Annotated in this window: 18 protein-coding genes; 7 read left to right on the top strand and 11 right to left on the bottom strand. The window is 63.0% G+C overall.

The window, feature by feature from the left end:
* Nucleotides 1-9: 9 nt before the first annotated feature.
* The 4 genes from LQ564_RS10525 to LQ564_RS10540 form a co-directional block, all read right to left on the bottom strand.
* On the bottom strand, nt 10-1,221 hold the full coding sequence (locus tag LQ564_RS10525; protein ID WP_231058043.1) for an efflux RND transporter periplasmic adaptor subunit: 1,212 nt from the start codon (nt 1,219-1,221) through the stop codon (nt 10-12).
* Complete coding sequence (locus LQ564_RS10530; RefSeq protein WP_231058044.1) at nt 1,218-2,519, bottom strand: TolC family protein; 1,302 nt, start codon at nt 2,517-2,519, stop codon at nt 1,218-1,220. Before LQ564_RS10530 ends, LQ564_RS10525 begins: the two co-directional genes overlap by 4 nt.
* A gap of 965 nt (nt 2,520-3,484) precedes the next feature.
* A complete protein-coding gene (locus LQ564_RS10535) occupies nt 3,485-4,723 on the bottom strand; it encodes a DUF6161 domain-containing protein (protein ID WP_231058045.1) in 1,239 nt (412 codons plus the stop codon).
* Between the two features lie 247 nt (nt 4,724-4,970).
* Nucleotides 4,971-5,201, bottom strand: coding sequence for a hypothetical protein (locus LQ564_RS10540; protein WP_231058046.1), 231 nt, complete (start codon nt 5,199-5,201; stop codon nt 4,971-4,973).
* 699 nt (nt 5,202-5,900) lie between these two features.
* Between LQ564_RS10540 and LQ564_RS10545 the strand changes: the two genes are divergently transcribed.
* The 7 genes from LQ564_RS10545 to LQ564_RS10575 all read left to right on the top strand — a co-directional run bounded on the left by LQ564_RS10545 (nt 5,901) and on the right by LQ564_RS10575 (nt 17,065).
* Nucleotides 5,901-8,612, top strand: a complete 2,712-nt coding sequence (locus LQ564_RS10545; RefSeq protein ID WP_231058047.1) for a TonB-dependent receptor — start codon at nt 5,901-5,903, stop codon at nt 8,610-8,612.
* 81 nt (nt 8,613-8,693) lie between these two features.
* Entirely contained in the window at nt 8,694-9,386 is a 693-nt protein-coding gene (locus tag LQ564_RS10550) for a PepSY domain-containing protein (RefSeq protein WP_231058048.1), read from the top strand.
* On the top strand, nt 9,383-11,185 hold the full coding sequence (locus LQ564_RS10555) for a 2Fe-2S iron-sulfur cluster-binding protein (RefSeq protein ID WP_231058049.1): 1,803 nt from the start codon (nt 9,383-9,385) through the stop codon (nt 11,183-11,185). Before LQ564_RS10550 ends, LQ564_RS10555 begins: the two co-directional genes overlap by 4 nt.
* Nucleotides 11,186-11,970: 785 nt before the next feature.
* A complete protein-coding gene (locus LQ564_RS10560) occupies nt 11,971-13,779 on the top strand; it encodes a copper resistance system multicopper oxidase (RefSeq protein ID WP_231058050.1) in 1,809 nt (602 codons plus the stop codon).
* A gap of 506 nt (nt 13,780-14,285) precedes the next feature.
* Entirely contained in the window at nt 14,286-15,011 is a 726-nt protein-coding gene (locus LQ564_RS10565; RefSeq protein WP_231058051.1) for a copper resistance protein B, read from the top strand.
* 104 nt (nt 15,012-15,115) lie between these two features.
* Nucleotides 15,116-15,493 carry a four-helix bundle copper-binding protein gene (locus tag LQ564_RS10570; protein ID WP_231058052.1) on the top strand — a complete coding sequence of 126 codons (378 nt, stop codon included), beginning with the start codon at nt 15,116-15,118 and terminating at the stop codon, nt 15,491-15,493.
* A 63-nt stretch (nt 15,494-15,556) separates the two neighbouring features.
* Entirely contained in the window at nt 15,557-17,065 is a 1,509-nt protein-coding gene (locus LQ564_RS10575; RefSeq protein WP_231058053.1) for a calcium-binding protein, read from the top strand.
* Nucleotides 17,066-17,132: 67 nt separating this feature from the next.
* Here the strand turns inward: LQ564_RS10575 and LQ564_RS10580 are convergent, their stop codons facing one another.
* The 7 genes from LQ564_RS10580 to LQ564_RS10610 all read right to left on the bottom strand — a co-directional run bounded on the left by LQ564_RS10580 (nt 17,133) and on the right by LQ564_RS10610 (nt 22,645).
* Complete coding sequence (locus tag LQ564_RS10580) at nt 17,133-17,576, bottom strand: YybH family protein (RefSeq protein WP_231058054.1); 444 nt, start codon at nt 17,574-17,576, stop codon at nt 17,133-17,135.
* A 25-nt stretch (nt 17,577-17,601) separates the two neighbouring features.
* A complete protein-coding gene (locus LQ564_RS10585) occupies nt 17,602-18,543 on the bottom strand; it encodes a CopD family protein (RefSeq protein ID WP_231058055.1) in 942 nt (313 codons plus the stop codon).
* Nucleotides 18,544-18,909 carry a copper homeostasis periplasmic binding protein CopC gene (copC, locus tag LQ564_RS10590; RefSeq protein ID WP_231058056.1) on the bottom strand — a complete coding sequence of 122 codons (366 nt, stop codon included), beginning with the start codon at nt 18,907-18,909 and terminating at the stop codon, nt 18,544-18,546. It lies immediately after the preceding gene.
* 63 nt (nt 18,910-18,972) lie between these two features.
* Nucleotides 18,973-19,329 (bottom strand): copper-binding protein, encoded by a 357-nt coding sequence (locus tag LQ564_RS10595; RefSeq protein ID WP_231058057.1) that lies wholly within the window; start codon nt 19,327-19,329, stop codon nt 18,973-18,975.
* 24 nt (nt 19,330-19,353) lie between these two features.
* A complete protein-coding gene (locus LQ564_RS10600; RefSeq protein WP_231058058.1) occupies nt 19,354-19,797 on the bottom strand; it encodes a DUF411 domain-containing protein in 444 nt (147 codons plus the stop codon).
* A gap of 22 nt (nt 19,798-19,819) precedes the next feature.
* On the bottom strand, nt 19,820-21,211 hold the full coding sequence (locus LQ564_RS10605) for a multicopper oxidase family protein (protein WP_231058059.1): 1,392 nt from the start codon (nt 21,209-21,211) through the stop codon (nt 19,820-19,822).
* Nucleotides 21,212-21,226: 15 nt separating this feature from the next.
* Entirely contained in the window at nt 21,227-22,645 is a 1,419-nt protein-coding gene (locus LQ564_RS10610; protein WP_371873460.1) for a TolC family protein, read from the bottom strand.
* Nucleotides 22,646-22,654 lie beyond the last annotated feature (9 nt).

A 22,654-nucleotide genomic window follows, 5' to 3' on the forward strand; every position in this document is an offset into this window, starting at 1 on the left:
GGTCCTCGGTCAGTGCTCGTGCTCGGCAGAGCCCTTGGCCTGCTCCGCCTTGACGACAAAACTGCCCGTTGCGACGTATTGGGTGCCTGCTACCAGCCCGTCCTTGATTTCGATGACTTTGCCGTCGCTGGCTCCCGTGCTTACCTGCCTGGCCTGGAAGCCTTCGGGGGCCTTGACGAACACGACTGGTTTGCCGTCGATGGTTTGCACGGCATCCGTTGCTACCGTTACCGGCGCCTCCGTCTTGCCGCGCACGACCGAGACATTGACGAACAGTCCCGGGCGCCAGGCGCGGCCCGGGTTGTCGATAACGACACGCGCGGTCGCGGTGCGGGTCTGCTCTCCAAGCAGGCTGCCGACGTAGCTCACCTTGCCGTCGACCGCTGCGCTGCCACCAGCGGGCTTGATCGTTACAGCCTGACCGACGCGCACGTACTGCAGATCCTTGGGCGCCACCGCGATTTCAACCCAAACGGACGAGAGGTCCGAGACGAGAAAGACGTTCGCGTCTTCCTTCACAGCCTCGCCCTGGGCCAGGTGTTTTTCGACGACGACACCGTTGAACGGTGCGCGCAGCACATAGCGGTTGACTGCGCTTGACGAGGTCGCAGCGCCCAGCGCCGTCAGCTTCGCACGGGCGGACTGCAACTCGATCTGGGCCTCCCGGTACGCCTGTTCGGCTTGCAGGTAATCCTGCTGCGCGGAGATCCGGTCTTCCCACAGTCTTTTTTCGCGCTCGTAGGTGACGCGCGCCAGTTCCAGCCGCTTGCCGGCGGCAAGGGCGGCGCTGCGCAGTTCGGCCAGCTCGGCGCTGGCGATGACGGCGAGTTCCTGGCCCTTGCTCACTTCCTGCCCTAGCGAGGCCGATACCGATTCGACGACGCCTGCCACACGCGGCACGATGTGGGCTGTCCTGTCTTCGTTAAAGCGTACTTCGCCGGGCAGGGTGACGGTGCTGTCGATGCTGGCGGGACCCGCGCTCGCAAGTACGATTCCTGCGCTTTGCACCTGCTGCGGCGTCATTGCTATCAGCCCAGGCTTGTCCGCGCGTTCGGCGCCGGGCGCTTTGCCGCCGGTCTCCTCGGCACGCTCGCCTTCGTTTTCGCCTTCTACCGCGGACGGCTCCTTTTTCCACAATAGGATTGCCATCGCCAGCACCAGGCCAACGGCGAGTATGGTGGCGATGGAAAAAGCGGTCTTCTTATCGATGTTGAACTTCATGGGGTGTTCCTGTTATCTGGTAACGTTCCAGCGTCGCTGCTGGCGTAGCGGCCAAGGTCAGCAAGGGCGCGATAGCGCTCATAGAGCACCTGGAGGTATTGAGTGCGTGTCGAAAGGAGCGTGCGTTGGGCTTCGAGCACATCAAGGAAACCAAACTTGCCGGCCTCGAATCCGGTCACGGTCTTGTCGAACACGCGCTGTGCCGCCGGCAGGATTTCCTCGCGCATGGTGCGCACCTGTTCGCGGGCGAGCTGCGCGCGCTGGTGTGTGCTGGCCAGTTCCTGACGCAGTCGCACGCGCTCGGCTTCGAGTTCGGCCTGTGCCTTTTCGCTTCTTGCAAGCGAAGCCTGCAGTGAACCCTGGTTCCGGTTGAACAGCGGTAGTGGCACGGAAATGCCGAGCACGGTTTGCGAGCGCCCGATCTCGTCGTCTTTCTTGCTGCCGACGATGAGGGTCAGGTCGGGCATGCGCTGTGCGCGATCGACGCCGACCTGCGCCTGTTCGCGCTGCACTTGCAGCCGTGCACGGCGCATTTGCGGGAGGTTCTCGAGCCGCCGTTCGAACTCGTCAAGCGCCGGCGCCGGGGCCAGGTCCAGCTCCGGAATGGCCAAGGATGCAGGGGCCGGACTGGTGTCTCCCCAGTAGGCGGCAAGCTTGGTCAAGGCGACCTTCCACTCCGACTGGGCCTGGGCCAGGTCGACCCGGGCTCCTGCCTGCGCGACACTGGCGCGATCCTCCTCCAGCGGCGAAACCCGGCCGGCGGCAACGCGCTTGGAAGCGGCGCCTGCCGCCTTGCTGGCCACGTCAAGGGACGCTTGCGCGAGCTGCGCCCGTTCCTGCGCCGCCAGTGCGTCGAAATACGCGGTTGTGACCTCTGCACGCAGATCCGTGCGAGCGACGTCCAGGTTGCCGGCTGCGAGGCTGCGTTCACTGTCGGCGAGCTTGATCCGCGCCGAACGCTTACCGCCCAGTTCAAGAACCTGGCTCAGTTGGACCGTCTGGGTGCGGGTACCGCGCTGGGTTCCCTCCCGGACGAATGAAACTTCAGGATTGGGGAAAACACCGGCTTGACGACGGGCCCCTGCGGCGATCGCGATGTCGAGGGCAGCCGCGCGTAGCCCCGGGTTGGCGGCGAAGGCCTTTGCGATCGCCTGGTCGAGCGTCAGGGCAGCGCCCGGCGATCCCGCGCGTTGCACGGATGGGAGGCTCTCTGCTGGCTGCGCGCTTACCTGGGCAGCAGCGGGCAGCGTCTGCGCAAATAGCGCAGCCGCCCCAAGGACGTAATACTTGAGATGCATGAATAACTCCGGTTATGGAAAACGAAGGCTATTCAGCAGCGACGCGTGCCGGCGCCGTTCGAGGCGCTAGCGGACAATTCGAAATTGGATGCTTACACGGTTCGCCGCCGAATCAGACGGCGGAGATCCACTGGGGCCGTTCAGGGCGCGGGGAGTAGGAGGACGAGAACTGGAGCGAGGATGTTCCAGGCACGAGGCGTACCGCTTCAACGACGACTAATGCACCGGGCAGGCCGTCAAACGACAGGGTCACGTGTGCGCAGGACGAACAGTGCGAGTGCAGCGACAGCTTTTTTATCGCGCCCGCCGGCTTGTCTTTGTCGACACTTACGAGTTTATCGGCATCGCTTTCGGACGAATGATGTCCGAAATGCTGGGCCGCTCGACCAGTCTCGTGCGAGCAATAGGCAGCAACCGTCGTCCAGCTTAACTGGAGAACTAGGATTGTTAGGACGAAAAAGATAAGTCGTCGAGCTGCCATGCGAAAAGTATAGCACGCAGTGCCGCACGCTGACGTTATGCGTGGTAGGCCAGAGCGATCACCAAAAGCCTGGTACGCGAACGATTATGTTGGTTGCGAGGCCCAGGCATTGCGTGGCGTCGCACCGTATTATGGGCCACCGTCGCCGGCCTGAATACCCCGGATTGCGTGCATAATGCCTTTCTTGCCTACTGTCGTGCATTGCCGGAGGAAATGCCGACCCGGTGTTGCTGCGCCATGCCGGGTACGACGCGTAGCGCCCATTCCGATCGCACGCTGACCTATTGTCGTCTGCCACGGGCTTGGAGATCTGCAGCGCAACGTCGTTTCGATGGTAGAGGCACTTGCTGTCGATGTTTGTCATCATCCAGCGTCGATCTGTCGGCGCGACGTGCGTACTGATAAACGAAGTGAGCCTGTCACGTGTAAGTTCACCGAGTCCGGTCCAGCTGAACAGTTTGTGTCGAGCACGTGCAAGAGTCATTCAGCTCTTACCGCCAAGCCGAGTCAGCGCTTCGAGCATGGGATGCGGGATACTTTCTTCCTTGACCATGCCGTCAGAGGCTGGACGGAACAGGGCTCCCAGTATCAGAGTGCGATCCTTTTCCTCGGCCAGCTTGTTCTCCTCGAGCAGCGCGAGATAGGTCTGCGTCATGACTACCCGTTCCGCCGCATCCGTGCGCAAGTGCGAATGGCTGAGGAAAAGTCGGATCACGAGACGAATTGCCCATGTCAGGAACACGGCCACAATCACGAGCGAGGCCAGTTGCCACGCCTTGGGGTTGCCGTTGTCCGGGATCGCGCCAAACACCCTCGACGCCCACCACGCGAGCCCGCCGCCGCCCATGACAATGAGGATGAAGGAAAGGATACCGAATCCGACGGCGTAGTCCTTGTGGTGATCCTGGCGCTTGGACCAGTACTCGACAGGGCCGCGCAGGGCCATCTTCTCCCGGAACACGGATTCGATGTTGTTCATGCGCTGTTCATGGTCTGCGATGGCGTCTTCATGCCGCTTGCCGGCGTCTTCAATAAACCGGTCCCAGGTCTCGGTCCGGTGCAGCTCCTTGTTCGCCATCGATTGGGTTAGGTCAGCGTACGTCCTGTGCAGCTGATCCAGTTCACCCTGCTTCTCGGCGATGAGGTGCTCCACCTTGGTGCGCAGCTCGTCAACACCCTCTGTCGCCGCTCGCAGGGCCGACTTCGGAATATCGGCAATCTTGGTGCGCTCCGCCAGGCCTTCGATGAAACCGGACCAGGATTGGAAATCGCGTGCTTCGAATTGATAGTGGTTGGGGTTTGGAAGCTGCGTGAACAGATATGCCAGTGCGCGTTGAGGGCTGGCCTGGCGAAGCTGTTCGACCTTCCTGGCCAGTTTCGATGTGCTGTGTGGCAGCCCATGTGTGAGATATGCCGAGGACAGGTTTAGCTTGACGTTCGCAAGGCGTTCGTTGAAGGCACTGGTGTTTGAGCCTTGGTATTGCAGTGCCTCGTTAAACTGTCCTATGGCATTGGCCAAGGCCCGGTATCCCTGGGTCGCGGCTTCGTGATGCGAACCCATACTTAAATTGCCGAGCCAAGTCCAGAACGACACCTCTTTTTGGATCCAGCTGCTGAGCTCATCTGAAGTGCGCGGTGCGAGTACCCCGCCGTTGGCGCCCAGATCGAGCGAAAAGAGCGGTGCAGGCTTGGCTTCAGGCGGTACCGAAACGACATCAGGCATGGCAACTCCGTCAATGGACTGTTTCTCCATTGTAAGCCGTATGCGATCTATTTCGACACTTCGCGAAGGGTGTTGCTAAAACGGGAGCACCGCGACAGAGCTGCTCATGCAAGGGTGAGAGCGATCAAGCGTAAGACGCGTCTGAAGAGCATCCGATGCCTGGCGATAATTTATCGCAGGTGCAACAAAATCAGTGCCGATCCTCGCTGTGTCATGCTACATTGATTACATGCGGAATAGGTTGCGGCTATTTTTCCTGTGCCTCCTCATCGTATCCCTGCCCATGCAAAGCATCGCGGGAGTGGCGAGGTTCGAATGCGGCATGAGCCATCATCCCCAGAACGAAGGCAGTGTCCAGCCGGACGAAATGCCGATGGCGGAGATGATGCACCAAGGCACGCACGAACAATCGCATGAGCACGATGTCACCGCTATGCAGGACGTCAGCCAATCTGACGAAGAATGCGATAGCGGTCACCAGCGCGCCAGTTGCGGGACCTGCGCGGGCTGCTGCCTTGGCGCGTCCGCACCACCTCCAGTCGTTTCAGGCACCGCTGTGGAGGAAGCGGTAAGCGACACCCAGCAATCCTCACTCACTTCCTTCCCCGGGCATATTCCTGCCCGCATAGAACGTCCTCCTCGAGTTGCCTGATCAACATGCGTCGAGAACGACGTGTGCGGATGATCTTGTCGTTGGCTGCCGCTTTGGGTACAAAGCGCGCAGCGTCATCGTGCATCCCTGACGACCGAGACCAACAGTACGACGTTCCGTTTCCGCCAGTCGACGCCATACCCATGTGCAATCGCCCCAGGCCGAGTTAATTTTCGCTCGTCCACGGTCCGACAGCCTGCAGGGCTGAAAGGCTATTCGGGTTGATGTCATGCCATCGAATGCGAGCTGCGTGAGCGATATCGCCGCGCACACGGGCGGAGCTTTGCCTGTTGACGACAAAGTCGCGATAACTCAAACAAGCATCGGTACAAATCGATTTTTCAGTTTTTTATGTGGCGAATTCGCGCACAAATAGCTTTTTGTTGCGCAGGCTCGATTTTGCGAATAAATTAAAAAAGCGTTTATCTGTATATACAACTTGCGTTCATTGTCGTTTCGTCTGTGCCGTGTGCGTCGAGCCATGGCTGATCCTGAGTCTTCACAACAACAAAACCCGGAGGGTAAATGGCTTACAAGTACATCCCAGCAACCACAGCAGCGCTCGCATTAATGATGGTGCAGCAGGGCGCAAACGCACAGCAACCTGCAACTGCCGCTGATCCGGCCTCCAGCCCCGGGATCGAACGTGTCCAGATCACGGGTAGCCGGATCAACCTCCGCCAAGAGCAGATTTCGGGAGTGGGCCCGGTGACGGTGATCGACGCTGAGACCATTCAGCGTTCGGGGGCGATCTCAGTCGAAACCCTCCTGCAGCGCCTGCCGTCCTCGGCCGGTACCGCCGGCAACCAATCGAGCGCCTATTGGACCAGCAACGGCTACGGGACCACCCAGGTAAACCTGCGTGGCCTCGGCATCGATCGAACCCTGGTACTGCTCAACGGGCGGCGCGTCGTCTCGGGCGGAACGGGCGCGAACAGCTCGGTCGACCTGAATATGATCCCGGTCGCGATGATCGAACGCATCGAAGTGCTGAAGGACGGCGCCTCGGCGATCTACGGCGCCGATGCCGTGGCCGGCGTGGTGAACATCATTACCAAGAAGGCCTTCGACGGCGTGGACGCCCTGGTCCGGTACGGTAAGACCGATCGCGGCGACGGCGCCGAGAAATCCGTCGACCTGGTGTGGGGCATGCGCGGCGAGCGCGGATCGCTCGTCTCCTCCCTGAATTATTCCGAGAGCGAGCCGGTCAACCTGGCGTCGCGCGCACCATGCTCGCTGTTCGAGGAGGAGGGAAAGCTGGTCTGCTCGGGAAGCTCCTCGACCATCGGCGGCCGTGCACGCCTGGCCGACGGCCGCCGTGTCAACTTCAACCAGGATCCCAACGGTAATCCGCGCGGGTTCGAGACGTACAGCGCGGCCAAGCACGCCTACAACAGTAACCCCTTCCTGAACGCGGTCAACCCGATCAAACGGATCGGAGTCAGCGCCTTCGGCAACCTCCGCCTGAACGACCAGGTGGACCTGTTCACCGAACTGATGTTCACGAACCGGAAATCCGAACAGCTGGCAACGCCGGGCGCCATCGGTGTATACCGCCCGATCAATATCGCAGCGGGCCACCCGACCAATCCAACCGGCCAGGACCTGACGCTGGAGCGCCGTCGGGTTGCAGAAGTCGGACCGCGCTACTTCTTCCAGGAGACGAACACCTTCCGCGTCGTCGCCGGACTCAAGGGCAGGCTTGCGGATACCTGGGACTGGTCGGCATCGCTGAACTGGGGCCGCAACACCGGTATCGACGGGATGACCAACATCATCAACCTCGACCGCGTCGACGCAACCCTGAATGCCGCCACCTGCGGCAAGAGCCCGACGGCCGCACCTTGCGGTAACTACCTGGGCTATGGAAACCTCAGCCCGGCTGTCCTGGACTACATCCACTTCACCACACGCGACCACGGCGGCAACGATCAGAAAAGCTTCAATGCCAGCGTCAGCGGCGAGCTGTTCTCGCTGCCGGCCAGCCCGGTCGGTTTCGCCTCCGGCTTCGAATATCGCCGCGAGCAGGGCTGGCGCGATCCCGACAGCCTGATCGTCTCGGGCGCCGCCAACACAAACGCCATGGATCCGATCGCCGGCGAGTACAGCGCACGCGAAGTCTTCGCCGAACTGTCCGTTCCGCTGCTGGCGAAGCTGCCGCTGGTGCAGGCGCTGACCCTGAATGCGGCCGCGCGCTATTCCGACTATAGCCTGTTCGGCTCCCAAGGCACCTACAAGCTTGGCCTGGACTGGCAGGTCATCCCGTCGCTGAAGGTGCGCGCCAACCGGTCGACTGCGTTCCGCGTTCCAAACGTCCCCGAACTATTCGGCGGCGTGTCGGAAGGCAATCTGACGACCACGGACCCATGCAACAATTGGAATACGATGGACCCGAATTCGGTGGTCTACAAGAACTGCCAGGCGTCGGGCGTGCCGGTTGGCTTCCGCCAGTTCGGTCCCTCGATCCTGACTACCGGCGGAGGCAATCCGAACCTGGAACCGGAAGAAGCGGACACCTTCACGGTGGGCGCGGTCTGGACACCGGTGAAATCGCTGACCCTGACGCTCGACTACTTCAACATCGAGATCGATAATGCGATCGAGACCGTGCCGGGGTCGACCAAGCTCTCGGTTTGCTACAACTCGCCTGGCCTGAGCCATATCTTCTGCAGCCCGACCAGCTTCACGCGCGACCCCCGTACCGGCGAGATCAATCTCCTCTCGTCCCAGCCAGCCAATGCGGCGCAGCAGCGCGTCTCGGGTATCGACATCGGCGCACTGTATGACTTCTCGCTGTTCGGCTGGACCTCGTCGCTGCAGGCCGACGTGTCGCGCCTGAACCGCTTTGACGTTGCGCCGTTCCCCGGCGGCGAGGTGATCGAATATGCGGGCAAGATTACTGGCGGCCGCGGCAGCTATGCGAAATGGCGTTCGACCGCGTCCTTGACCATGGCAAAGGGACCATGGTCGGGATCGTACACGGTCCAGCACATCGGCAAGGCTGACGATATCAATGCGGCACCGGAAGACATCGGCGCCCGTGCGCCGAGCATTCTGTACCATAACGCTAGCGTCAAATACGCCGTCAGCAAGGCGTTAGCGCTCTCGTTCGGCGTCGATAACCTTTTCGACAAGCGTCCGCCATACATCCAGAGCTGGACCGACGGCAATACCGACACGATGACCTATGACCTGCTCGGACGCCGCTGGCATGTCCGGCTCGGCTACAGGTTTTGATCGCTGGCCGTGATATTTAGCCGGTCGTTTCGATCCCGGCCCCGTTGCGCGGGCCGGGTTACTCATCCAACTGTCAATACTATGCAATCAGCTTTCTGGGTGCGCCGCGCCCACAAATGGATCGGACTGGTCATCGGGGTGCAGGCCCTGTTATGGATGATCAGCGGCCTCTACATGGTCGTGGTGCCGCTGGACGTGATCCATGGCGACCACCTGGCCCACGTACCGACCGAACGTCTCGACCCTTCCAGCCGCCGGATCACGCAGGCGCAGCTTCACGTCGACCACCCCGGCATCACGTCGCTTCGTCTCAAGGTCCTGCTCGGCAAGGAGGTCTACGAAATCAAGCAGGGCAAGACGACGAGCCTGATCGATGCGACTAGCGGTAAGACCATCAGTCCGCTCGACCGGGACAGCATCGCAGCGCTGGCCGACGCCGCCTACGTGGGGGAGGGCAGCATTCGCGGCATCGAGTGGGTCACCAAGGCACCCCAGGAGGTCGGCGCGCGGCCGGTGCCGCTGTGGGCCGTGCACTATGACGAGCCAGGCAAGAGCACGCTGTACTACTCGCCGTATTCGGGCGACCTGGTCGCACGGCGTCATGAACTGTGGCGATGGTTCGATTTCGTGTGGATGTTCCACATCATGGATTATGAAGAGCGCGAGAACGTCAACAATACCCTGCTGCGGGTCGCGTCGATCAGCGGTCTGGCATTCGCTTTGAGCGGCCTGTGGCTGCTCTTCTACAGCTTCCAGAGGAGGAAGGAGGCATGAGCCACTGGATGAGAAAGCTGCACAAGTGGGTTGGCCTGATCATCGGGGTCCAGTTCCTGCTGTGGATGTCGAGTGGTGTGATGATGAGCCTGCTCGATGCGAACAAGGTGCAGGGACGCGAGTTCCGCATCAAGCCGCCGGCACCCGCCACCTGGCCCGCGAGCGTGCTGGCCCCGGAAGAGGTGCTTGTTGCGAGTACCGACAAGGTCATGGCAATCACCTCCGGCTGGCTGCTCGACCGGCCCGTGTACCGCCTCCAGAACGACAAGCGCAGCTGGCTGGTCAGCGCGACCGACGGCCGTGCAGTGGCGGTCGACGCGCCGCTCGCACAGGCGATCGCGAGCGCTTCGTATTCCGGCAGCGGGAAGCCGGCGACGCCCCGCCTGCTGAATTATTCGCTGGAGGCCCGTGCGCACAAGGAACCAGTATGGCGCGTCGACTTCGCCGATGCGGACGACACGACGGTTTACGTCTCCAGCGTATCCGGCAACGTGCTCGAGCACCGCAACAGCACCTGGCGGCTGTTCGATATCTTCTGGATGCTCCACATCATGGACTACAGTGAGCGCATCGACTTCAACAATCCGCTGCTGGTGTCGAGTGCGGTCGGTGGCCTGTGGATGGCATTGAGCGGCGTGTGGCTCCTGTTTGCCAGCGTTCGCCTGGCCGAGTTCGTGCCGGCGCGCTGGCGAAGGCAGCGCCGCGTGAACCTGCTCGGCGGCGCTGGGCAGGTAACGCGTTCGATCGATGCGGCGGAAGGCGACACCGTATTCCGCGCACTTGCGCGCTCGGGCCTGCAGCTACCGTCCAATTGCGGGGGCGGGCAAAGCTGCGGCCTGTGCGAAGTCCGCTGCGTCGGCCTGGCGCCCGAACCTACGGCTGCCGACCGGGCTTTGCTGTCGCCGCAGAAGCTCGCGGCAGGTTACCGGCTCGCGTGCAACCTTCCCGTGAAGCGCAGCCTCGACATCGAAGTAGCCGACACCGCCGCGCTGCAGGAGGAGCATGCCGCGACGGTCACCGGGATCAAGGCGCTGACCCCGTTCCTGCGAGAGATCACGCTGCGGCCGCAGCGTCCGATCGACTGCCGCCCCGGCGCCTACGTGCAGGTGCACGTGCCGGCCTATGCGCGCGAGGCCAGTCAAATCGACGTTCCGGAGCACCACCGCGAGGACTGGCGCGCCGTGGGCGGCCTGGCGCAACTGGTGAACGATGCGCCGGTGCGCCGCTGCTATTCGATCTCCGTTCCGGTCGAGCAGGTGGATGGCCAGCTGTCCTTCCTCGTGCGCTTCATGCCCGGGGATAGGCCAGGCCGGGGATGCGGCTACATGTACACGCTCAGGGAAGGCGACGAGGTCCACTTCAGCGGGCCATTCGGCGACTTCGCGCTCAAGCCCGGCCACCGCGAGAAGGTATTCATCGGCGGCGGGGCGGGCATGGCGCCGTTGCGCGCCATGCTCCATGAACTTCTCTCGAAGGGCGCTGGCGAGCCGCTGCATTTCTGGTACGGTGCGCGCACCCTGCGCGATGCGCCCTATGTCGAGGAGATGGAAGCGTTCGCCAGGGAGCACCTGAACTTCCGCTGGCACCTGGTACTTTCCGAGGCGGCAGGCGAAGAAGGCGGACAGGTGCGCCTCGTGCACGAGGCGGTCTGCGACGGTCTGCTGCGCGGTCGCGGCGACATCGCTTCGCTCGACTTCTACGTTTGCGGTCCACCAGCGATGCTGGACGCTACGCGCAGGATGCTGCGGGAGGTGGGGGTAGAGGATGCGCAGGTCGCGTTCGACGATTTCAAGGTCTGACGTTCAGCTTGCTCTTCTGTGCTGACGTAAGACCAGCGAGGCCGGGACAGCAAGGGATGGCCTGCTAGGCTTGCCGAGTAACAAGGCACTCGGCCTCCCTCGACATGCTGCCCTGGCGAAACGTGTGCGCCGCACGTGTGGGACATGCTAGATTCGTCACATGCGTCATAGGCTACGGACATTGTTATTGTGTTTCCTGTTCGTCTCTCTGCCGATACAAAGTATCGCCGGGGTCACGAGGTTTCAGTGCGCCATGGCGCACGCCTCGCTGGCAAGTGATAGCACTGAGGCAAGTGTGTACCCTGCGCCTGACATGATGTCAACAATGGCGGGCGGTGGGATGCAGGACGACATGTCGATGGCTTCTGCCAGCAATCCGATGTCCGGCGAAGACTGCGAAAGCATGGAAAGCCACAAGTGTTCGAGCTGCGGAAAGTGCTCCGGATGCTGTATCGGCAGCTATGCCCCTCCGCCCGTGGTAACCGTAGCAGCCGCGCAGGCCCCTGCGCAGATCGTGCACCCCCAGTCTTCCCCTTCCTTCACCGGGCCGGTTCCGGCCCGACTCGATCGACCTCCTAGAGCCGCACTGTCACTCTTATCGTGACAAGGACCAGCGCGCCTGTGTGGCGTGACGCCCGCTCGGCACATCCTTTTCTGCCGTAGGTTTCACGTCCTCTATTTCGCGCATTTCCAGAAAAATTTTCGATGCGGATATCCGATGCGCGGACCGCAGCGTCCTGCTCGCGCATCGAAAGCAGATACTTCTTTGCTGATTGGAGAGTGACATGAATGGGCTGGAACTGGATGCCAAATGCCAGAGCAGTTGGCGCCGCCGTTTTCTGCGGGGACTTGGCGCAGCGGCCGGGCTCGCCGGGCTGAGCCCGCGCCTGCTGTTCGCGCAGCAAAGCGACCGCGGCGCATTGCGCGGAACCGACTTCGACCTGGTCATCGGACCGACCCCCGTCAACTACACCGGCGCCGACAGGATCGCCACCGCCGTCAACGGCCAGGTGCCGGCACCGACCCTTTACTGGAACGAAGGCGACACCGTCACGATCCGTGTCACAAATCGCCTGCCAGCGGTCAGTTCGATCCATTGGCACGGCATCCTGCTGCCGGCCGACATGGACGGCGTCCCGGGGCTGAGCTTTTCAGGGATCGCTCCGGGCCAGACCTTTACTTACCGGTTCCAGGTCAGGCAGTCCGGGACTTACTGGTATCACAGCCATTCGGGCCTCCAGGAGCAGACTGGCCTGTACGGCCCGATCGTCGTGCTTCCCAAGGGAGGAGAGCGGGTCCGCGCCGAGCGCGAGCATGTGGTCATGCTGTCCGACTGGACCGATGAAAAGCCCGAGCGCGTCCTGGCCAAGCTGAAGAAGATGAGCGACTTCTTCAATAACAAGCAGCCGACCTTCGGGGAGTTCTACAGCGACATTCGGAAGATGGGGCTTGCCGCAGCGGTCGAGAAGCGCAAGATGTGGAACCAGATGCGTATGATGCCCACGGACTTCAGCGACGTGACGGCGAGCCGGAACATCGGCGGCGCGCTGCGCTATCTGATCAACGGCGCGACCTCGGACGTTAACTGGACTGGGCTGTTCCGCCCCGGCGAGAAAGTGCGGCTGCGCTTTATCAACGGCGCCGCGACAACCATTTTCGACGTGCGCATTCCCGGCCTGAAGATGACCGTGATCGCCGCCGACGGGCAGGATGTCGAGCCGGTCACGGTCGATGAGATGCGCATCTCGGTCGCGGAAACCTATGATGTGATCGTCGAGCCGGCCGAGGACCGGGCATACACGATCTTTGCACAGTCGATCGGCCGTTCCGGATCGGTGCGGGCAACGCTGGCGCCCCGTCCGGGCATGCAGGCGCCCGTTCCCGACATCGATGAAGCGCAGTGGCTGACGATGGTCGACATGATGGGCGCCATGGCGATGTCCGGCGCGCACGGCGCCCATGGGGCGGGCGGGGGAGCGATGCGGCATGCACAGGATGCGGCAACGGCCGGGGATCCGCATGCAGGCCAAACGACGCCGGCCGCTCCTGCGACAAGCAGGGCGATCCACCCGCCCAGGGTTACCCACGCGCGCACGGAATACGGTCCAGGCGTCGACATGCGCGTCGACATGCCCAGGACGAACCTCGACGATCCCGGGGTGAACCTGCGCGGCAACAGCCGCCGGGTGCTGACCTACGCTGACCTGCGCACCATCGGCGGGCCGGTCGATCCGCGTGAGCCGTCCCGCGAAATCGAGCTTCACCTGACCGGGAACATGGAGCGCTTCATGTGGTCTTTCGACGGCCAGAAATTCTCAGAGTCGCTGCCCATCCGCTTCAGGCATGGGGAGCGCCTGCGTATCGTCCTGGTGAACGACACGATGATGAATCATCCGATCCACCTGCACGGCATGTGGAGTGAGCTGGAGTCGGAATCGGGCCAGTTCCAGGTCCGCAAGCACACCATCAATGTGCAGCCGGCCAAGCGCGTCAGTTTCCGAGTGACCGCTGATGCGCCCGGCCACTGGGCGTTCCACTGTCACCTGCTCTATCACATGGAAGCAGGCATGTTCAGGGAGGTAGTCGTATCATGAAAAACCAGTTGAAGGGGCCGATCCCTTACGCCCTGGCGCTCGCCTTGATACTCCCGCAGGTCGCTGCGGCGCAGGAGGCGGCCACGCAGCAAGTTAGCCAGCCAATAAAGCAAGACCCGCACCAAGGGGATGGAGACGCCCATGCCGGACACGGGACGCGTATGGCGAAGGAGCAGGGCGCCACCCGTCAGGCAACCGAGCCAGACCATGCGGCGATGGGCCATGGCAGCCCCGCTTCCGCGGTAGGGACTGCGCAATCCGCCCCGCGCCCCAAACAAGTCCAGGATGAGGGCCACGGCGGGGCGCATGCAGGACACATGACACCGCCGCCGGCGCCTCCCGCACAGGAACAGGCTACGGCCGGACAGGGGCAGCCCATCGACCATGCGGCAATGGGTCATGGGCCTGCGACTGGTTCGTCACCGTCGGCCACGCACGACGCAATGGCGCAACCGGATCGGACCAACGCGGCGCCGAGTGGTGCGCACGAGATGCAGATGGGCCGAATGCAGGGCGGTCCACCGCCGGCCGATACGCGCGACCCGAGCGCCTACAACGAAGGCACGCGGTTTGCTCACCTCGGCAACCATGAGATGAATGACAACGCGCCATTCTGGAAGGTACTGGTCGATAAGGCCGAGGCGGCCAAAGGCGACGGCGAGCGTAGCCAGAACGTCGAGATCGAGGCCTGGTACGGCAACGACTACAACAAGGCGTGGGTCAAGGTCGAAGGAGAACGGCGGGGCGGGGCGCTGGAAGCGGCGCGCACCGAGCTGCTCTGGGACCGGGCCTTTGCGCCTTTCTGGAGCACACAGCTCGGCATTCGGCACGACAGCGGCGAGGGTCCAAGCCGCAACTGGCTCGCGTTCGGCGTGCAGGGACTGGCGCCGTACTGGTTCGAGACCGAGGCCACCGCCTACTGGCGTCCGGGCGGCGGCTTTGCCGCGCGCCTGAACGCCAAATACGAAATCCTGTTCACGTCCCGCCTGATCCTGGAACCCGAGTTGGCGGCCAACCTGTACAGCCGGAGCGACCTAGAAGGTGGCACGGGCAGCGGACTATCGGACATCAACGCCGGCCTGCGCCTGCGCTACGAAGTCACCCGCCAGTTCGCGCCCTATGTCGGGGTGACCTGGAGCAGGCAGTTCGGCAGGACGGCCGACATCACCAGGCACAGTGGCGGGGACAGGAACGAAGTGCAGGCCGTCGCCGGCGTGCGGTTCTGGTTCTGATTCCAGCTGGGGAAGCGTAGCGGCCGCATGAGCCGAACGACGCGCTGAGAGGCGTGCAGGAACCTGAAAGAGGCGAACTCTCAACCAATGCAAGGAGAAAGATCATGAATCAAACTCAATTCCAATCCTGTATCCAGGCCTGCTATGACTGCGCGCAGGCATGCGACACCTGCGCCGCAGCGTGCCTGCAGGAGCCGGATCCGAAGATGATGGCCCGCTGTATTGAGCTGGACAATGAATGCGCGGCCATGTGTCGACTTGCCGCCCAACTGATGAGCCGTTCGACCGAACACGCGATGCAGGTATGCCAGCTGTGCGCCGCCATCTGCGACGCCTGTGCTGAAGAGTGTGCACAGCATCAGGCCCAGCATTGCCAGGACTGCGCCACGGCTTGCCGGCGCTGTGCCCAGGAGTGCCGCAGCATGGCCCAGTCGGGCTCCGGCGCCGGATCGTCGCTTGGTACCCACTCGGCATCCCATTAATCGCACCGGGACGGCCGCGGTCGTCCCTGGAATGCCACACATTCAGTTTTAGGAGGACAGATAATGGCAAAGAACATGGATCGAGAGCGGGATACATCGGACGCACGCCAGCGTGATGCGGGCGCACAAGCGTTGGAGCGGGTGGCGGAGCAGCATGCCAGGTTTGGCCTATCGTTTGATTTCGACGCCGGTATGGCACCGTACGATTACGCCATCAAGGTTGGAACCGGTGGTCCCAATCATTTCCTCGGCGGCGCTGCGCGCGACTACCTCTGGGGGCTCGCCGGTACGGACTCGCTGAGCGGCGGCGCGGGGAACGATAATCTGTTCGGCGATGGCGGTACCGACCTGCTGGTAGGCGGTGACGGCGGCGACCGCCTTGTGGGCGGTAAGGGCAATGACAGGCTGTTCGGTGGTGCGGGAGCCGACGGGTTGATGGGAGGCATCGGTAACGACCTTCTCGACGAAGGCGACGGTCATGGTGACCTGAACGGCGGACCGGGCAATGACATCCTGATCGGCGGCCGCGGCGCCGACGCCTTCATGATTTCGCCCGATAGCGGACACGACGTGATCAGGGACTTTACAGCAGGGCCGGGCATGTTCGACCACCTGGCGATCAAAGGCCTGAGCTGGGGCGACCTGTCCTTTGCCGATACGGCTGACGGCGTCGAGGTCAGCTGGAACGGTGGGTCAGTACTCCTTAACGGGGTAAAGATGGCCGATCTGTCGCAGGACGACTTCATGTTCGCCGATTCTCCCGAACTTCCTCCGTCCTCGCGCGCCGCCGATGGGCCAGCGCCCGAGCGGCCGACCATGAGCCAGGAAGGCCCCGTGATCACCGGCTCGGACCGCGCGAACCCGGCATTCGACCGCATCGCCGACGCCATGCTCCGGCGCGACATACCCGTGGGCTTCGACTTTACCGGCGACGAACGCTACACGGTCAAGGTAGGAACGGGCGGCGCCGACGTGTTCAATGGCGGCGCGAGCTGGGACCAGCTGTTCGGGCGCGACGGCGACGACCGGCTGTTCGGCAATGGGGGCAACGACATCCTCCAGGGAGACGCCGGCAACGACCAGCTGGACGGCGGCGCGGGCTCGGACAGGCTCGACGGTGGCATGGGCAAGGACAGGTTGGCCGGTGGCGACGGGGAAGACGAGGTGATGGGGGCGGAAGGTGACGACACGATCGACGCCGGCGCCGGCCACGACATGATCGACGGGGGCATGGGTAACGATACCATTCGTGGCGGCACCGGTGCCGATGCCTTCATGGTGATGCCCGACAGCGGCCACGATATCGTGCTCGACTTCGAAGCCAGGGGCGCAGCGCAGGGCGCCTTCGATCACATCGCGTTCATCGACATCCTGCCTGAGCAGGTAGCGGTACGGGACGTGGACGCCGGCGCGCTCATCTCCTGGGATACCGATGGCGATGGCTCCGCGGACGGTTCGGTGCTGCTTCAAGGGGTCTACAAGGTCGACCTGCGGCAGTCCGACTTCATGTTCAATGAAGAGCCGGCGTTCATTGCAGGGATCAGCACCGTCGGATCCGATTACATTTTCTGATGCGGTGGCTGCCGGACCCGGTGGGGTCCGGCAGGAAGGCGAGCAGCAACCGCCCGCCTTCCAAATGTCACTTTGCCTTGCGTGAAGACCAGTGCACGTGCACGATCGACCAGTTGTCGCCCTTCTTCTCGAGGACGGCGGTGCCCGTGCCGAACACGTGCACGGGTTGGCCACGTGAGGTTCCGGTCGTCTCCGTTTCTTCCCAAACGATGGCGGTGTTGCCATCGACGCGCTCGGTCTGCTTCAATACTTTCCGGGTCGAGCTCTTGGCGAACTGCATGTCGCCACCGAGGTGGTGGCTCGCATATTCATCGCGCGAGCGTTCGACGTAGCCGGCTTCGTAGATAGCGATCTCGGGAGACAGCAGCGCGAGCGCTTTCGTCTTGTCGCCGTTGACAAGCGCTTCATGGAAAGCTGCAAGGGTTTCCTTTGGCGAGGCAGCAAAGCTGCTTCCGTGGATGCCGAGCAGACCGGTCGCGAGGATGGTGACTGCCAGTGATTTCTTGAACATGTTTGCTCCTTCGTATAGTTATTGTTCAGGACGCCATAGGTGGCGAGGTTGAGGTCAGGAACGCCGCTGTGATAAGCACCGCCACCAGGACGATTGCCTCGACCTGGAGGATGCGTGCAAACATGCCGCTCGCAGCGCGTGCCTCTTGCCCCGGCTTTTGGAGGGAGCGCAGCAGGGAAGGCATGACGACGATACGATTGAAGCCGCCAAGCGCCGCGGCGCACAGGACGAGCCCGACTTTGATCAGCAAGGTCGTGCCGTAAGGATTGCCGAACAGGTTGTCAGGGCTTTCCAGCACGCGCCAGGTGCTGATCGCGCCGGTCACGAAGATGCCCGCCAGGGCGACGGTCGCGCTGCGCGACAGGGCGTCGACGTAGACGGCGCAGTCGGCCCGGCTGCCGGATGCGGTGTCAGGCAAGACCCGCAGGGTGATCAGGCCCGCCACGATCACTTCCCCGACCCAGATGCTGATCAACACCAGGTGGACCCAGTCGACCACGACGGCCCAGGTGAAGTCGCCAGAGGCGCCGGCGTGACTGACCATGCTGCGGCTATAGAGCAACACGCCGATCGCGCCGATCCGGAGCACGGACGTCGCTGCGGCTGCCTGCACGTGCGTTCCGGCCGCGGAGGCCGCCGCCACAACAACAAGCGCGGCGGCACCGATCATCCATGCGAGCCCGAAGTGTGTTCCCGTGATAACCGACCGTACTGCGGGCAACGCTTCGGCGAGCGGGACTTCGGCCATCGACGCTGCCTCGATCCAGAGGATGGCGACATAAGCCAGCATCGCTGCGCCAGTTCCCGCCAGCAGGGCCGTACGCAGGCGCGGCAGCATCTTGCGCGCCCATGGGGAGGTCCTGGTGCGCAGCCAGAGCGTTGCGGCGCTCGCGCCGACAAGTACCGCCAGGAACAAGTTCAGAAAAGCGGTGACGGCGCGTTGCGCCGACGCGAGATCCGACTCCAATTACTTCACCCGGAACGAGAATTCGCCCTTGACCTTGTGGCCGTCGCGAGTGACAGTCGTCCACTGCACACGGTAAGCACCCGAGTGCAGTCCGGGCGTACTGGCGATCAGGGCTTTTGCATCGGCGGGATCGACTGCGATCTTCGACGGCTCCACAATCGCCCCTTTCTCGTCGACCAGCCTGACCTTGCTGAAGGGCAGTTCCAGGGGCTCGTTGAACTGCAGGCGCACCTGTGCCGGTGCGGGGCTCACGACGCTGTTGGCCTGGGGAGACGAGCCTTCCAGTTTGGCATGGGCTAGCACAGCTGGGGCGGCAATCGTTGCCACGGCCGCAGCTGCGGCGACGATGAAGTTCTTGAATTTCATTTATTTCTCCTGAATGTCCGACGCGCTGTGCGCGCAGGAAGAAATTGAAGGACGGGCTTGTGGTTACTGCGCTTTCTGCATCTGTACGATGGTTACGGCGCCGTTCACCCGGTCGGCTGCGAACTTGACCTTGTCGCCCACTTTGACCTGGTCGAGCATGCTTGCTTCCTTCACGCGCAGGACCATGGTCATCGCAGCCATGTCGAGGTTCCTGATTTCGCCGTGGCGCAGGGTGATCTTCCCGGCCTCCTTGTCGATCTTCTTCACCTCACCATCGGTCAGCTCGGCCGCCGCCGGCGCTTCATGGCCCGCATGTGCCGCACCGTGCGCGCCATGGCCGGCGTGGGAGTCCTGCGCGAATGCGACAGTGCTAGCGGCAGTCATCACGATAGCCAGTGTCAGTTTCGAGAATGCGTTCATGGTGTTTCCTTTCGTTGAGTCGGTTCAGTTGTAGTGTTTGAAAACTTTGGTCTTGCCATTGGCTTGCACCAGCAGGACGTCGAACGGGTCCTTCCGCGGACCTTCCATACCTGGGGAGCCAAGCGGCATCGCTGGCACAGCCATTCCCTTTGCCTTCGGCTTTTCGGCCAGTAGACGCTTGATCTCGCTCGCCGGTACGTGCCCCTCGATCGCATAGCCTTGCACCATCGCGGTATGGCACGAGCCCAACTCATTGGGAATACCGCCCCGTTCACGGTAATCCGACGGGTTGGCGACGTTCGACACCTTGGGAGCGAAGCCGTTGGCCTTCAGGTGGTCCACCCAGGCCGCGCAGCAGCCGCAGGACTCGCTCTTGAAGACTTCGATGACAGGGGCGGCCGCCATTGCCAGCACCGGCATGGACAGGGCAGCCGCAAAGGTAGATCGTAGAATCAGTCGATTGAGCATGAAGTGCACCTCCTTGACGTTGTCAGTGATGGCCCTGGTGGCCCTTGGGTTTGCGCACCGTGACTTCCACCTCGGGCGTTTTCGCTGCTGGCATGGACTGGCCGCCCACGTTCTGGTTGCGGACCGCCGTCGGCGGCTCGCCCTTCCATTCGTAGGCAACCGTGCCGGCCGGGTGCTTGTACCAGCCCGGATCCTTGTAGTCGCCCGGCTTCTGGTCGCGGCGCACCTTCAGCACGGTGAACATGCCGCCCATCTCCACGCCGCCGAACGGGCCCTGGCCGGTCATCATCGGGAGCGTGTTGTCTGGGATTGGCATTTCCATGTCGCCCATCGAACCGCCTTTTTCGCCCATGACCATGTAGTCCGGTACCAGCTTGGTGATCTTCTCGGCCACGCCGCGGTGGTCGACACCGATCAGCGTCGGGACGTCGTGGCCCATCGCGTTCATGGTGTGGTGCGACTTGTGGCAGTGGAAGGCCCAGTCGCCCGGCTCGTCGGCGATGAATTCGATGGCGCGCATCTGGCCCACCGCGACGTCGGTCGTCACTTCGGGCCAGCGCGATTCCGGACGGGTCCAGCCGCCGTCGGTGCCCGTGACTTCGAACTCGTGCCCGTGCAGGTGGATCGGGTGGTTGGTCATCGTCAGGTTGCCGACGCGGATACGCACGCGATCATTCTGGCGTACGTTCATCGTGTCGATGCCTGGAAAGGCCCGGCTGTTGAAGGTCCAGAGGTTAAAGTCCAGCATCTCGTTGACGCGCGGGGTGTAGCTGCCGGGCTCGATGTCGTACGCGTTCAGCAGGAATACGAAGTCGCGGTCGACCCGGTGGTGGGCCGGATTCTTCGGGTGCGTGACCCAGAAACCCATCATCCCCATCGCCATCTGCACCATCTCGTCGGCGTGTGGGTGGTACATGAAGGTGCCCGGGCGGCGGGCGACGAACTCATACACGAAGGTCTTGCCCGGCTGGATACCGGGCTGGTTCAGGCCGGTGACGCCGTCCATGCCGTTGGGCAGGCGCTGGCCATGCCAGTGGATGCTGGTGTGCTCCGGCAGCTTGTTGGTGACGAAGATGCGGACACGATCGCCCTCGACCACCTCGATGGTCGGGCCCGGGCTCTGGCCGTTGTAGCCCCACAGGTTGGCTTTCATGCCCGGTGCTATCTCGCGCACCACGGGTTCGGCGATCAGGTGGAACTCCTTGACCCCATTGTTCATGCGCCAGGGCAGGGACCAGCCATTCAGGGTGACGACCGGGTTGTAGGGACGGCCGTTGGGCGGCGGCGGTGGCGGTTGGGTGGCCGCGGTGGTCATGATGGGCGCTTCGGGTAGGGTGGCCGCGCCGGCGCGGCTCACCAGGCCGGCGCCAACCAGTGCAGCTGCGCCAGTGAAAAAATCTCGACGTGAACTCATTACAAATTTCCTTGTTTAATGTGCTGGGGCAGCGGCTGCATCGCTTGCGCCGCCGGCCATGCGGACCGTTGCGCCACCCGTACCGTTGATAGCTGCCTGCAAGTCGGTGTCGGCAATCCAGTAGTCGCGCTGCGCCTCGATGGCCGCATTCACGCCGTTGATCTGCGCGCGCGCGTCTGCCAGCAGCTCGAACACGCTCATGAGCATGCCGTTGTAGCGCAGCAGGGTCTCTTCCGATATCTTCTTGCGCAGCGGGACGATTTCGTCGCGGTAGTGCTTCGCCACGTCGTAGCTGGTCCGGTAGGCGGAATACGCTTCCCGCACCTGGGACCTGGCCGAGATGGCGGTTTCGGCGGTGCGATGAACCGACTGCATGTAGAGCGCCTGTGCTTTCGCGACGCGGGCGCCACCCCAGTCGAACAGCGGCAAGGCGAGCTCGATTTCGTAGCCGTTCTCGCGCGGTTCACCGGATTTGCTCGAGTTGACGTAGCCGGCCTCCAGCACGTTGACGAAGCCGGTGGCTTTCGACAGGCCCAGCGCACGCGCTGTCGCTTCGGTGCCCAGCTTCGCCAGCTGGACATCAAGACGCTGCTGCATCGCGAGCGATTCGATATTGCCGGGTTCGCGCGGCGCGCTTGGCAAATCGGGAAGCCTGTCTGGCAGCTGGAAAGCGATATTTTCGCCCCACACGCCCATCAGCCTTGCAAGCTGCTCGCGTGCAGCCGTCGCGTTGTGGCGCGCACGTGCCAGCTGCGTGGTGGCTTCCGCGGAGAATGCCTGCTCGCGCGCCTGGTCGAGGGCGCTCAGGTTGCCGACTTTTGCCATGCGCGTCGCCAGTTCGGCGCTTGCCTGCGCCGCCTCGCGCACCTGCTCGGCGTAGCGCGCCGACTGGGCGGCCGCGACCGCGTTGAACCAGGCCTTGCGCGTGTCCGCAGCGGTGCGAACCGCCTCGGTAGCGGCAACGAGCTTCGCACTTTCGAAGCGGCGCCCTTCGATGTCCCGGCGCAGCGGGATCGTGACGAGTCCGACCAGATCGAACATGACGCTGCGTTCGATCTCGGTTTCTCCGCCACCCGACATGCGGCCAAAGCTGAAGGACGGGTTGCTCATGCGGCCGGCTTGTACCAGGTCGGCTTCCGCGACGCCCAGTTCGGCAAGCGAGGCACGCAGGCCGCGGTTGTTCAGCAGGGCAACGCGCACGGCATGATCGGCCGTCAGGGGTTGCTTCAGCAGCGCTGACAGTTCCGCCTGTGCTTCACTTTCCGCACTGGTACCGCGCGGCAGGCGGATGTCCTGGCCGATGCGCTCAATGGTCATGGACGACACGGCGTCAAGCCCTCCGTCCTTGGAAAAAGTTGCGCAGCCGCCGAGCGTGAGGGCTACGGCGCCTACCACGATACTGCGTAGGGCTGGGTATTTTTGTATTGTTCTCATCGGCTTCGA

It is taken from the genome of Massilia phyllostachyos (genome assembly GCF_021044825.1).
Lineage (GTDB): Bacteria > Pseudomonadota > Gammaproteobacteria > Burkholderiales > Burkholderiaceae_D > Telluria > Telluria phyllostachyos.